General features: G+C 69.2%; 11 protein-coding genes. 5 read left to right on the top strand and 6 right to left on the bottom strand.

From position 1 onward, the window contains the following. Positions 1 to 17: 17 nt before the first annotated feature. A complete protein-coding gene (locus FCG67_RS05070) occupies positions 18 to 818 on the bottom strand; it encodes a crotonase/enoyl-CoA hydratase family protein (protein ID WP_136907697.1) in 801 nt (266 codons plus the stop codon). A 56-nt stretch (positions 819 to 874) separates the two neighbouring features. Then, entirely contained in the window at positions 875 to 2002 is a 1128-nt protein-coding gene (gene ald, locus FCG67_RS05065; protein WP_136907695.1) for an alanine dehydrogenase, read from the bottom strand. A 121-nt stretch (positions 2003 to 2123) separates the two neighbouring features. Here ald and FCG67_RS05060 point away from each other — a divergent pair, with 121 nt between their 5' ends. Further along, positions 2124 to 2639, top strand: a complete 516-nt coding sequence (locus FCG67_RS05060; RefSeq protein ID WP_136907693.1) for an Lrp/AsnC family transcriptional regulator — start codon at positions 2124 to 2126, stop codon at positions 2637 to 2639. Between the two features lies 1 nt (position 2640). Here the strand turns inward: FCG67_RS05060 and FCG67_RS05055 are convergent, their stop codons facing one another. Beyond that, positions 2641 to 4407, bottom strand: a complete 1767-nt coding sequence (locus tag FCG67_RS05055; protein ID WP_136907691.1) for a cholesterol oxidase substrate-binding domain-containing protein — start codon at positions 4405 to 4407, stop codon at positions 2641 to 2643. Between the two features lie 189 nt (positions 4408 to 4596). Between FCG67_RS05055 and FCG67_RS05050 the strand changes: the two genes are divergently transcribed. The 3 genes from FCG67_RS05050 to FCG67_RS05040 all read left to right on the top strand — a co-directional run bounded on the left by FCG67_RS05050 (position 4597) and on the right by FCG67_RS05040 (position 8730). Further along, positions 4597 to 6819, top strand: a complete 2223-nt coding sequence (locus FCG67_RS05050) for an MMPL family transporter (protein ID WP_136907689.1) — start codon at positions 4597 to 4599, stop codon at positions 6817 to 6819. Positions 6820 to 6984: 165 nt separating this feature from the next. Continuing rightward, the gene (locus FCG67_RS05045; protein ID WP_136907687.1) at positions 6985 to 7623 is read left to right on the top strand and encodes a YdcF family protein; all 639 of its coding nucleotides are present in this window, start codon (positions 6985 to 6987) and stop codon (positions 7621 to 7623) included. 99 nt (positions 7624 to 7722) lie between these two features. Continuing rightward, positions 7723 to 8730: an NAD(P)H-dependent glycerol-3-phosphate dehydrogenase gene (locus FCG67_RS05040; protein WP_136907685.1), complete on the top strand. Its 1008-nt coding sequence runs from the start codon at positions 7723 to 7725 to the stop codon at positions 8728 to 8730. Between the two features lie 46 nt (positions 8731 to 8776). Here FCG67_RS05040 and FCG67_RS05035 read toward each other — a convergent pair whose 3' ends face one another. Together FCG67_RS05035 and FCG67_RS05030 are read right to left on the bottom strand one after the other, a co-directional pair. After that, positions 8777 to 9427, bottom strand: a complete 651-nt coding sequence (locus tag FCG67_RS05035) for a hypothetical protein (protein ID WP_136907683.1) — start codon at positions 9425 to 9427, stop codon at positions 8777 to 8779. 203 nt (positions 9428 to 9630) lie between these two features. Beyond that, positions 9631 to 10350 carry a hypothetical protein gene (locus FCG67_RS05030; RefSeq protein WP_246044855.1) on the bottom strand — a complete coding sequence of 240 codons (720 nt, stop codon included), beginning with the start codon at positions 10348 to 10350 and terminating at the stop codon, positions 9631 to 9633. 326 nt (positions 10351 to 10676) lie between these two features. Here FCG67_RS05030 and FCG67_RS05025 point away from each other — a divergent pair, with 326 nt between their 5' ends. Beyond that, the gene (locus FCG67_RS05025; RefSeq protein ID WP_136907681.1) at positions 10677 to 11159 is read left to right on the top strand and encodes an alpha-isopropylmalate synthase regulatory domain-containing protein; all 483 of its coding nucleotides are present in this window, start codon (positions 10677 to 10679) and stop codon (positions 11157 to 11159) included. 13 nt (positions 11160 to 11172) lie between these two features. Here FCG67_RS05025 and FCG67_RS05020 read toward each other — a convergent pair whose 3' ends face one another. After that, positions 11173 to 11652: a hypothetical protein gene (locus tag FCG67_RS05020; protein ID WP_136908095.1), complete on the bottom strand. Its 480-nt coding sequence runs from the start codon at positions 11650 to 11652 to the stop codon at positions 11173 to 11175. Positions 11653 to 11667 lie beyond the last annotated feature (15 nt).

The raw sequence follows: 11667 nt of genomic DNA, 5'->3' as shown, positions 1-11667 counted from the left end.
CCCCGCCCCTGGCCCGGCTACGCCCCGGTGAACCGAGGCGGCCTGCGCTCGAGCATCGCGGCCACCGCCTCCTGGTGATCCTGCGTGTGGTGCGCAAGCGCCTGCATCGAGGCGGACAACTCGAGCAGGCTCTCCAGTCTCTGGTGCTGCCCCTCGCGGAGCAGCTTCTTGGTCATCCGCAGGGCCTGCGGCGGGTTCACCGCGACCCGTTCTGCCAGCGCACGGGCGGTCGACACCAGCTCATCCGGCTCCACCACCCGCGAGACAAGGCCCCACTCGAGGGCGGTCGCGGCGTCGATCGCGTCGCCGGTGAAGGCCATCTCGGCGGCCCGCGCCTGCCCGACCGCGCGCGGCAGGAACCAGGCACCGCCGTCGCCCGGGATGATGCCGAGCTTGACGAAGCTCTCCGCGAAGGTGGCCGTGGTCGCCGCGATCCGCATGTCGCACATGAGTGCAAGGTCACAGCCCGCCCCGATGGCCGGGCCGTTCACCGCGGCGATCACCGGCGCCTCGCAGTGATAGAGCGCCAGGGGGATCCGCTGGATGCCGTGCCGGTAGCCGCCGCGCAGTTCCACGGGCGAGCCGCCGAACATGCCCTCGCGGTCGCGCATGTGCTTGACGTTGCCCCCGGAGGAGAACGACGGCCCGGCCGCGGTCAGCACCACCGCGCGCACCGTCACGTCCCGATTGACGTCCGCGATCGCCGTCTCGAAGGCCTCGATCATGTCGGGCTCGGAGATGACGTTGCGGGTCTCCGGACGGTTCAGCGTCCACGTGACGATGTCCCCGTCCCGCGCCACCACGATTGCCTCGGTCACTGCGCACTCCTTCCGGTCGCGGCCAAGGGTAGGCGGTGCGCGACCGTGCGCGTGTCCTACCCCAGGTCGGGTGTGACCCGCGCGCCGTCGGCGAAGCCGCGATAGCCGTGCGCGTCCGCGACCGCGGTGGAGAGCACCTCGCCGTCGTGGGTACTCAGCCCGGCGGCCAGCGCCCGGTCGGCGGCGGTGGCCCGGCGCCAGCCCAGTTCCGCGATCTCGAGGACGTACGGGAGGGTGGCATTGGTCAGCCCGAAGGTGGACGTGCGGGGCACCGCGCCCGGCATGTTCGCCACGCAGTAGAAGACGGAGTTGTGCACCCGGTAGGTGGGGTCGGCGTGGGTGGTCGGACGCGAGTCCTCGAAGCACCCGCCCTGGTCGATCGCGACGTCGACCAGCACCGAACCCGGCTTCATCCGGGACACCAGTTCGTTGGACACCAGCTTCGGCGCCCTCGCCCCCGGCACCAGCACCGCGCCGATCACCAGGTCCGCGCCCAGCACCGCCTGCTCCACCTCGAAGGCGTTGGACACGACCGTCCGCAGCCGTCCGCGGTACCGGTCGTCGAGCTCGCGCAGACGCGCGACGTTCAGGTCGAGGACGGTGACATCGGCGTGCATCCCGACGGCCATCGCCGCCGCGTTCTGGCCTGCCACCCCGCCACCGAGGATCACCACATTGGCCGGGCGCACCCCGGGCACGCCGCCCATCAGGACGCCGCGGCCGCCGGAGCTGGCCATCAGGTGGTAGGCGCCTGCCTGGGGCGCGAGCCGCCCGGCGACCTCGCTCATCGGGGCGAGCAGGGGCAGGGAACCGTCGGGGGCCTGCACGGTCTCGTAGGCGATCGCGGTCGTCTTCGCCGCGATCAGCGCGTCCGTGCACTCCCTCGAGGCCGCCAGGTGCAGGTAGGTGAACAGCACCAGGTCCGGACGCAAGCGCGAATACTCTTCCGCGATAGGCTCTTTCACCTTCAGAAGCAGCTCCGCGGCCGCCCACACATCGTCGGCCTCGGCCAGGATCTGCGCGCCCGCCGCGCGGTAGTCGGCGTCGGCGAAGGAAGAACCGGCACCGGCCTCCTGCTCGACGAAAACCTGGTGGCCGCGGGAGACGAGTTCGTGGACGCCTGCGGGCGTGATGGCGACCCGGTACTCGTGGTTCTTGACCTCGCGGGGGATTCCGATCCTCATGACACTTCCTCGGGTTTCGGGGGCGGTTCGGTGTGGGTGAGCGTGATCGACGCTGGGTCAAGTATGAATTTTCCTCGATTCCATGCACAGATTTGTGCTGATAATTCTCTAGAATCTGCACATGGTTGCGGAATCTTCGGCACAAGGCCCCTCGCGGGGCGCCCGCCCGAACGATGTTCGGGCGGTCAGGCTCGACGAGATCGATCACGTCCTGCTCGCCCAGCTCACCCGCGACGCCCGCACCCCGAACAACGCCCTCGCCGAGCTGGCCGGGATCGCGCCCTCCACCTGCCTGGCCCGGGTGCGCGCGCTGGTCGAGAAGGGCGTCATCCGGGGCTTCCACGCCGACATCGACCCGGCGGCCCTCGGACGGGACCTCGAGGCGATGATCTCCGTCCGACTGCGCGCCGACGCACGCCCGCACATGGCGCAGTTCGCGGAACGGATGTCCGCGACGCCCGAGGTGCTCGACGTCTACTTCATCGCGGGCGCCGACGACTACCTGCTCCACGTCGCGATGCGCGACACCGGCGCGTTGCGCGACTTCGTGCTCGACCACCTGTCCGCGCGGCCGGAGGTCGCGGCGACCGAGACGATCCTTATCTTCGAGCACATCCGGCCCAGGTCGGGCCGCTAGCTCATGGCAGCAGCCTGTCCAGGAAGCCGTTGCTGAAGATCCGGTGCGGGTCATTGGCGTTGTACACGGCACGTGCCGTGTCCCAGTTGTCGCCGGACGGCACCCCTTCCCGGTAGGTGTCGGGGATGACGGAGTCGATGGACGGCCCGTCGGAGTGCCCGGCCCGGTCGGTGAATGCCCAGCCCTTCGCCCATTCCGGCCGGAACGTGGCGTAGTCGCCGCTGTAGTTCTCCCTCATGAACAGCTCCATCTCACGGAAGTACGCGGCCTGGCCCGGCGTGCCGGGCACCCCGACCACGTTCATCCAGATGGCGGTGTCCCACTCGGGGTGATCGGGGCGGGGACGCAGCGCCGAGATGGTAGGCGCACCAGCGCTTTCCACCGTCACCTCGCCTTGGTCGTCGAGCCCACACAGCCGCACCTCGAAGGGCCCGTTGATCGGATACCGACCCGCGGCCCGGAGTTCCTGCTGACGCCGGTGATGCCAGCCGGTGAACTCGTTGATCACCCGCGCGATGTTGGACCTGCGGGTGATCACCACACCACCGCCCGCGTTCATTCGCAGGGTCGTCGCGCGGAGGTAGAACAGCACGTCCTTGGACCAGCCCCACAGGTCGGCGGTCCCGGTGGTGGCGAGACCTGACGCGATGGTCTCGAACTGCGCCTGACCGAACTGCGGTGTGGCGCTGCCGATCCCCCTGGTGATCAGCCCGAGCGGATCGGTGACCGCCTGCGGGAGGTTGTCCGAGTACCAGTAGTTGTAGGGCCCCGTCACCTCCCGGGACTGCGGCGGCTTGACCGGGCTGGGCGTCCACACCTTGAGCCACGGCGTCTCGGTGAAGGGGAACCAGATCGCCTCGACACGACCCGAGCGGGCCACGTAGCTCTCGAAGGTCCGGCCCGGCGACCCTGCCGGGGCGAACAGTTCGCGCCACGGGATGTCGGTGACGGACTCGCAGCGGAGCCGGTAGTTGGGTCCGGCCTGCAGCGTCACCGAGGTGACGAAGGACCGGCCGAGGTGGGCGAGCAGCGGGCGGATGGCCGCGTCGGCCCTGCTGAACTCCCGCAGCTCGTACCGAGCGCCGGCCTCGTCCCAGACCACCGCCGTCATCGCGGTCACCAGGTTGCTCAGCGACCCGAAAGACGCTCCCGGGAGCGCGGATTCACCGTCGGCGGCCAGGGTGGCCCCGTGTGCGTCGATCGCGAGCACACCGGCGATGGTGAGTACGCCGATCGCGGGGGCGTTGGCCCAGCCGAGCCCATGCGCCTGCAACTCGGCGAGGATGGCCTCCACGGTGGCGCCCGCGCCCGCGGTGACCGTGGCACGGCCCTCGGCGGCGCCCACGGCGTCGACCGCGATGGCGTTCAGTCCGGCCATGGTGTCCACCAGCAGCACCCGGTCGACATTCTGGCCGGCCTCCAGGGTCAGCGGGCTCCACCCGTGCATGGTCCCTCGCGGCCGCAGTCGGTAGCCGTTGGCGTGCGCCCAGTTCGCGAGGCGGACCACATCCTGCGCGTCCCGGGGCGTGCAGGTCCAGACCTGGTCGAAGCGGATCTCCTGCGCCCAGTTCTCGTAGCTCTGCTGAACGAGGGCGATGCCGTCGGGGAAGGCGGGCGGTGCGGGCAGGGTCGCCCTGGCGTCACCGAGTGGGATCGCGCGCGCCGGCGTCCAGCCGAGTCCGGCGAGGGCGGCGGCCCCCGTCGCGGCGGTCAAGAAGCCTCTGCGCGAGACGCCACGGGTCTGCTGATCCGAACGACCTGCGGTCATCGACACTGTCCCCTCTCTCTGTGGTGGCGCGGTCGGCGCGCCGGAGCGAGGACAAAGTTAGAACATGTTCCCGTCACCGTGTCGGGAAAACGCGAATCGGTCAAGGGAATCCCGGATCCCCCGGCCCACCCCGTGGTCTACTTGAACCCGTTGGAGACCTGCGGTGACGGGCATTTCCGAGGAGAACCGATGGCCGAACTCGACATCAGCGACGAGCCTTCGACGGTGACGCCCCGGAAGCCCCGACGCGGCTGGCCGGTCTTCACCGTCATCGCGATCGCGCTGATCGCCTTCCTGGCCGGCGGCGTCGGCGGCTCTTTCCAGGGCAAGCTCGCCGAGGTCCAGAAGAACGACAACGCCAGCTATCTGTCCGCCTCCGCCGAATCGACCATCGTCGCCGACGAATCCGCGAAGTTCGTCACGGTCGAGACCATCCCCGGATTCGTCGTCTTCCACCGCGACGGGCCGTTGACCGAGCAGGACAAGGAGTCGATCGCCAACGCCGCGACGGCGGTGACGCAGGTTCCTGGTGTCGACAAGACCGGCATGGCCCCGGTCCAGTACTCCGAGGACGGCACCACCGCGGCCCTGTTCGTGCCGCTGGTGGCCAAGTCCGACGGCACGCAGGTCCAGGGCGACGTCCTCGCCGAGACCGAACAGCACGTGATGGACGCGGCCAGATCGGCGGCCGCCGCCGAACTCGAGGTGCTGCCCGCGGGCCCGGGCGGGCTGCTCGTGGCGTTCATCGACGCCTTCCAGGGACTCGACGGCGCGCTGCTCGGAGCGGCCCTCCTCGTGGTGATCCTGATCCTGCTGGTCGTCTACCGCTCCCCGGTCCTCTGGATCTTCCCGCTGCTGTCCGCGATGCTGGCGCTCGGCCTCTCCTCGATGGTCATCTACTTCCTCGCCAAGCAGGACATCCTGACGCTGACCGGCCAGAGCCAAGGCATCCTGATGGTCCTCGTACTCGGTGCTGGTACCGACTACGCGCTGCTGCTGATCGCGCGGTACCGCGAGGAACTGCACGCCTACCCCAACCGGTTCGACGCGATGATCCGGGCCTGGCGCGAATCGGCCCCCGCGATCACCGCCTCCGCGGTGACCGTCATCCTCGGCCTGCTGTGCCTGACCTTCTCCGAACTGAACTCGAACAAGAGCCTCGGTCCGGTCACCGCCATCGGCATCGCCTGCACCTACCTGGTGATGATGACGTTCCTCCCCGTGGCGCTGGCGACCGCCGGCCGGTGGGTGTTCTGGCCGCGCGTCCCGCAGGTCGACCACGCCGCCGATCTCGCCGCGCACGGCATGTGGGGCCGGATCGCGACCACTGTCGGCAACCGGGCCCGGCCGGCGTGGATCGGCACCACGGTGCTGTTGATCGCGCTGTGCGCCATCGGGATCGGCAGCCTGCAGACGGATGGGCTCACCTCAACCGAGAACTTCACCAACAACCCCGAGGCCGCCCAGGGGCAGGCGATCTACGACGCCAAGTTCCCGCAGGGCACCGGCGCGCCTGCCGTCATCATGACCAACGCCGACGCCGCCGAGCAGGTGATCGCCGTCGCGGGCGGGGTCGAGGGTGTCGCAACGGCCCCCGGTTCGGTATGCCTGCAGATCGACTACGCCAAGGTGGCTGGGCTGAACCTGGGTACCGGCGCCCCCGCAAGCGCACCGACCGGCTGCCCGCCGCCACAGCTGACCGTGCAGCCTATCGACGGCCGCACCGTCGTCACCGCCACGCTCACGGACTCCTACGACTCACCGGAGGCGTTGGAGACCATCGAGCGGCTGCGCACCGCGGTGCACGCCGTCCCCGGCGCCGACGCCCTGGTGGGCGGGAACTCCGCGGCCACCCTGGACGTGCAGACAGCCTCGGTGCACGACAGGAACCTGATCATCCCGATCGTGCTCGTGGTGATCTTCCTGGTGCTCGCCATCCTGCTCCGGGCGCTGCTCGCGCCGCTGATCCTGATCGCCACCGTGGTGCTCTCGTTCGCGGCCACGCTCGGCGTGTGCGGGTTCTTCTTCACCCACGTGTTCCACTTCGCGGGCGCCGACCAGGCCTTCCCGCTGTTCGCCTTCGTGTTCCTTGTCGCGCTCGGCATCGACTACAACATCTTCCTGATGACCCGGGTGCGGGAGGAGTCACTCACCCATGGAACCCGCTCCGGGGTGCTGCGCGGGCTGGCCGTCACCGGTGGCGTGATCACCTCCGCTGGTGTGGTTCTCGCCGCGACATTCGCGGTGCTGGGTGTGCTGCCGCTGGTGTTCCTCGCGGAGATCGGGTTCGCGGTGGCCTTTGGCGTTCTGCTCGACACCATCATCGTGCGCAGCGTCCTGGTTCCCGCTCTCTCCTATGACATCGGTAAGCGAATCTGGTGGCCGTCGGCGCTGGCGAAGGCCGAGGACTGAAACGCGCAGGACGTTTCAACCGATATCTTGGGGTATCGCGTGCTTGAATGGCGGTCGGAGAGTGCAGATTTCCGAAAGCCCCAACACGGATACGGGTCCTAGTCCAGACTGAACCCCGTTCGTCACCTCCTGCGGGGGAGGAGCCGTTCGTCCAAAAGGAGTGTCATGTCGTTTCGTTCGCCGTCTCTGCTCGCCCGCAGGATCCTGGCCGCCACCGCAATCGCGGCCGCGGCTGGCGCCGTCCTGCCTGCCACGGCGAATGCCGACGTGACACCGACCACGCTCGTGAACGGCGTGCTCTCGACCATCGGCGGCTGCCAGACACCCTCTCGGGATGCGATCCTCGCCTGCACCCGGTTCGAGACCCTGACCACCCAGTTCCCGGTGGTCCTCGACCTGAATCCGTTCGGCACCAACATCGTGGCGCTCGGCGCGGGGCTGTTCCCCAACGGCACGATGCGGCCGGTGCTCGAGTCCCGGATGCAGGCGACCCTGCAGGTCGCCCACCGCTACCCGCTGTCCCCGATCATCGTCAGCGGCGGCGTACCGCAGAACGGGATCACCGAGTCCCGCGCGATGCGCGATTGGCTGATCGGGCACGGCATCCCCGCATTCCGGATCACCGAGGAATACACCTCGCGCTCCACGGTCGAGAACGCGCGGAACACCAACGCGATCCTCGCTCAGCGCGGCGCCACCAGCGCCGTCGTGGTCACCTCGCCGGACCATCTGCAGCGCGCCATGGTCGACTTCCGCGTCGCGGTCGGCGGACGCATCCCGATCGCGGGCGTCGTCGCTCCCTGAACGTCCGACGAGTTTCCAGGTTTCCGCACCGCGCCCTCGGCGCGGGTGGGAACCTGAATCGATGATCGCAATTGTCGATGGCGGACTGGGTGATCGGTGATGGCGCGGCCGGTACGGGTGGTGGTGCTGGGGGCCGGCTCGTGGGGAACCACGGTCGCGGGGCTCGCCGCGCGGAACACCCCGACGCTGCTGTGGGCTCGCGATCCGAACACCGCCGATGAGGTCAATTCCGAGCATCGCAACTCCCGCTACCTCGGCGACCGGGCCCTTTCGCCGGACCTGCGCGCGACCTCCGATATCGCCGAGGCCGCCAACGAGGCCGATGTCCTGGTGGTCGGGGTGCCCTCGCACGCGGTGCGCTCGACGCTGAGCGAGATCTCCAACGGGGTTCGTGCATGGGTGCCGGTGCTGTCGCTGGCAAAGGGGCTCGAGCCCGGCACCAGGCAGCGGCCAACCGAGGTGATCGCCGAGTGTCTGCCTGGCCATCCGGTCGGGCTGCTGGCCGGACCGAACATCGCAAGGGAGATCGTCGACGGCCTGGCCGCCGCCTCGGTGGTCGCGACCCAGGACGATCGGGTGGCCACCGCGCTGCAGCCGCTCTTCGCCTCGCCGGTGTTCCGCGTGTACCGCAACACCGACGTGCTCGGCTGCGAGCTCGGCGGCATCCTCAAGAACATCGTGGCGATCGCCGCGGGCATGGCCGACGGCCTCGGCGTCGGCGACAACACCCGGGCAATGGTGCTCGCCCGCGGGCTCGCCGAGATGACGCGGCTCGGCGAGGCGATGGGGGCCAACCCGCGCACGTTCGCCGGCCTCACCGGCGTCGGCGACCTGATCGCGACCTGCATCAGCCCGGCCTCCCGCAACCGCAGGGTCGGCGAGGCGCTGGCCCGTGGGCTCACGATCGAGCAGACCCTCGCCGAGCTCGGTCAGGTCGCCGAGGGCGTCAAGACGGCCCCGACGGTGATGGAACTGGCCCGCGACTACGACGTCGAGATGCCGATCGCCGCGGAGGTGGAGGCGGTGGTCGCAGGCCGCCGCACCCCCGCGGAGGCGTATCGCGGGTTGCGGCGGGTGACTCCCGGCGACGAGGACGACATGGCCTGAGCGGCAACGGCTCCGGATGGACCCATTGCCGCCCGGCCGCGGTCGGCTAGGAGCCGCTCGGCCCGAGCAGCCCGATCTTCACACCCATATCGGGCCATTCCTGGGTGGCCTGCCCACTGACCTCGATCGCGGTGCCGCTGTCGAAGACGTCGATGTCGAACGAGATGTCGGTGCGCACGCGGTAGGTCACCTCGAAGGTGACGGTCTTGTTGCCCGTCGCCGAGACGACCCAGCCGACATCCTTGGACACGGCGAGGCGTCCGTTGGCCTCGGCGGGGACGACACCCTCGGTCTTCATCTGGCCGTCCTGCCATGATGTGACGGTCGCGCTCCCCGACACGTAGCTGAGGGCGAACGGGAAGATGTCGGCAATCTTGTTGACGAGCCGGTCCGGGCCGCCGGTGGCCGCGATGGTGGTCCGATACGTGACCTGACCGGTGGTCGCGATCTTGTTGCTGCCGACGACGGCCTTGGTCACCGCGAGATTGTCGGTGGTCACCGTGGCGGAGGCAGGCAGCTCCTGACCGTTCGAGCTGGAGCCGAGGTCCAGCTGCGCCGGTCCCCCCGCCGTGGAGCCGAAGTCGAACAGGCTCGGTGCAGCGGACGCGGCGCCCGCGCCGAGGGCCAGGCCGCCGCTTGCGAGCAGGGCCGAGGCGGCAACGGCGGATACGAGGCGGCGCATCGTGGGACGGGACATGCGGGATCTCCATTCGTCGGGGACAGATTCACGACACCTCGGTACCGCTGAGACCCCGGATCCGAACGTGCGTCGCGCCATCGTATGGATGGACACCCGCGTACGCGCAGGATTTCGAAAACTCCTGTCGCACTTGATAAATCGTTAGACAAAACAAGGGCCGTCCGAAGTATCCGGACGGCCCTTGTTTCAGGTGTGTACGGCTAGCTGCCGACGACCCCACGCAGCACGTCGACGACGAAGCCCGTCGGGTTCTCGACGATCGCGGATCCAGCGGAGCCGGTGGTGCCGCCCTCGCCGTCGGACGAGCCGAGGCCGAACTCCGAAGAACCGGTGGCGACCGCCTCGCCCGGGTTGAGAGCACGGATGGTGGCGCTCACACCCATCGGATTGAAGGTCTGGGTGGTCGCGAAGCCCGACACGTCGAAGGACACGCCACTGTCGGGCGCGGTGCCGATCTGCGCATTCTGCGGCACCAGGTAGGTCACCTCGAAAGTGACGGTCTTGCTGTCGGTCTGGGAGATCGCCATTCCGGCGCTGGGCACCGAGACCGTGTTGTTGTTGACGTCGACCTCGGGCGTCACGTTCTCGGTCTTCACGCCGCCGACGAGGTGCCAGGCGGTGAGCTTCGCGCTCCCGTTGACGTACTTGAAGCCCGCCGGGTGGAAGTCGGTGACCCGGCTGATGAACCGATCGGGATGGGCGGTGGTCGCGATAGTGGTCCGGTAGGTCACCTTCTGTCCCGGCGCGACCGTGCCGTCACCGACGACGCTCTTGGTCACCTTGATGTTGCTCGTGGTCTTGGTGGCCGAGTAGGGCGCCTGGGCGGCCGCAGCGGTACCCGCACCGATCGCGAGACCACCGGCGATCAGTGCCGTGGCGGCAACCACAGACGCGATGCGACGCATCATGGGACGGGACATTGAGATCCTCCGATCGAGTGAAACAGGGGACACGAGGGGCGACGCCGAAGGGCCGTCGCCCGGGTCCGGCATGGGGCCGGCTTCGCGCGTCGATACTTATATGAACAAACGTCCAACTATTTAACTACATATGGACAAGCGTTCAATTTCGCGGGGCGATTCTTCGCCACAGTTGCGTCATCGCGGTTTCGCCTCTACATTCGGACCCCATGAAGCGCATGAAGCTCGTATTCCGCCCGTAGCGGGGTCTGATTCGGACCGACCCCTCGCTGCGGGTCGTCGAGCTATCTGTTGGTCCTTCCTCTCCATCCAGGAAGACCGCTTCAATGAACTCTCTTCAGGCATTCGCCTCACACACCGCCACCCCTGCGTCTGACCCGTTCGCGCTGCGTTTCGGCATCCCGCTCCCCCGTGCACTGCGCGCCGAGGCCGCCGGCATGAGCTGGCGCACGTTCCGCGCCACCTACTCGCCGACCGGCGGTCCGATCCGCTTCGGCCGATGGTCCGCACATGCCCTCGGCGCCGGCCGCACCGAGTTCCGGGCCACGCTCGCCCTCGGCGACACCATTCACCAGGCCGAGGCCACCGCGGCCGGGCCGATCGCGGCGCTCACCTCGATGCTCTACGACGCCGGACTGCCGATGGAGATCCTCTCCTTCCACCAGCAGAGGGTCGGCGACGGCCGGACCGCGACCTTCCTGCTGTGCGAGCACGGGGGGCGCAGGCACTGGGCGGCAGGCCTCGCGGACACCGCGACGGAGTCGTCCGTCGAGGCGATGATCGCGGCCGCGAACATCCTGCACGGCTAGCGGGCTCAGACAGTCAGGGCATCTCCACGGTCTGCGCGCGGGCGACCTCGCCGATCGCCCGCCGGATGTAGCCCGACCCGGGCGCATCCGCGGCCGCGAGCAGGTCCGCGATCACCAGGGTCGCGTACCGGGGCAGGTCCGCGCGGGCGAGCGGACGCGGGTCCTCGTCGGGGTCGGTCAGCCCCAGCGCACCGGTCAGCACCACGACGAGCACCGACACGTCCAGATCGGGCACCCACGACACGGCGGACCGGGCGCAGCGCTCGAGCACGGCCTGCACGTCGTCACCGGTCAGGCCGTCGGGATGCAGCTCCTCGAGCAACTCGCGCACGATCGACGCGTGCACCACGGTGACCTGCTCCTGATCGAGGGCGGCGAGCCGGGCGGACGCCTCCGCGAACGGCTCGGGTTCGGCGGTGCGTACCGCGGCGACGGCAGCGTCGGTCGCGTCGGCGATCTCACGGGCGACGGACGGCCATTCGGTGGGCCACATCGGGTGGTTCGGCTC

The organism is Rhodococcus oryzae, from assembly GCF_005049235.1.
GTDB classification, from domain to species: domain Bacteria; phylum Actinomycetota; class Actinomycetes; order Mycobacteriales; family Mycobacteriaceae; genus Rhodococcus_G; species Rhodococcus_G oryzae.
This window is presented reverse-complemented; position numbering and strand designations above follow the sequence as displayed.

Coding starts and splice junctions, on each gene's coding strand:
- ald (WP_136907695.1), bottom strand. CDS start 2,002: ATGAGGATCGGAATCCCCCGCGAGGTCAAGAACCACGAGTACCGGGTC.
- FCG67_RS05060 (WP_136907693.1), top strand. CDS start 2,124: ATGGTTGCGGAATCTTCGGCACAAGGCCCCTCGCGGGGCGCCCGCCCG.
- FCG67_RS05055 (WP_136907691.1), bottom strand. CDS start 4,407: ATGACCGCAGGTCGTTCGGATCAGCAGACCCGTGGCGTCTCGCGCAGA.
- FCG67_RS05050 (WP_136907689.1), top strand. CDS start 4,597: ATGGCCGAACTCGACATCAGCGACGAGCCTTCGACGGTGACGCCCCGG.
- FCG67_RS05045 (WP_136907687.1), top strand. CDS start 6,985: ATGTCGTTTCGTTCGCCGTCTCTGCTCGCCCGCAGGATCCTGGCCGCC.
- FCG67_RS05040 (WP_136907685.1), top strand. CDS start 7,723: ATGGCGCGGCCGGTACGGGTGGTGGTGCTGGGGGCCGGCTCGTGGGGA.
- FCG67_RS05035 (WP_136907683.1), bottom strand. CDS start 9,427: ATGTCCCGTCCCACGATGCGCCGCCTCGTATCCGCCGTTGCCGCCTCG.
- FCG67_RS05030 (WP_246044855.1), bottom strand. CDS start 10,350: ATGTCCCGTCCCATGATGCGTCGCATCGCGTCTGTGGTTGCCGCCACG.
- FCG67_RS05025 (WP_136907681.1), top strand. CDS start 10,677: ATGAACTCTCTTCAGGCATTCGCCTCACACACCGCCACCCCTGCGTCT.
- FCG67_RS05020 (WP_136908095.1), bottom strand. CDS start 11,652: ATGTGGCCCACCGAATGGCCGTCCGTCGCCCGTGAGATCGCCGACGCG.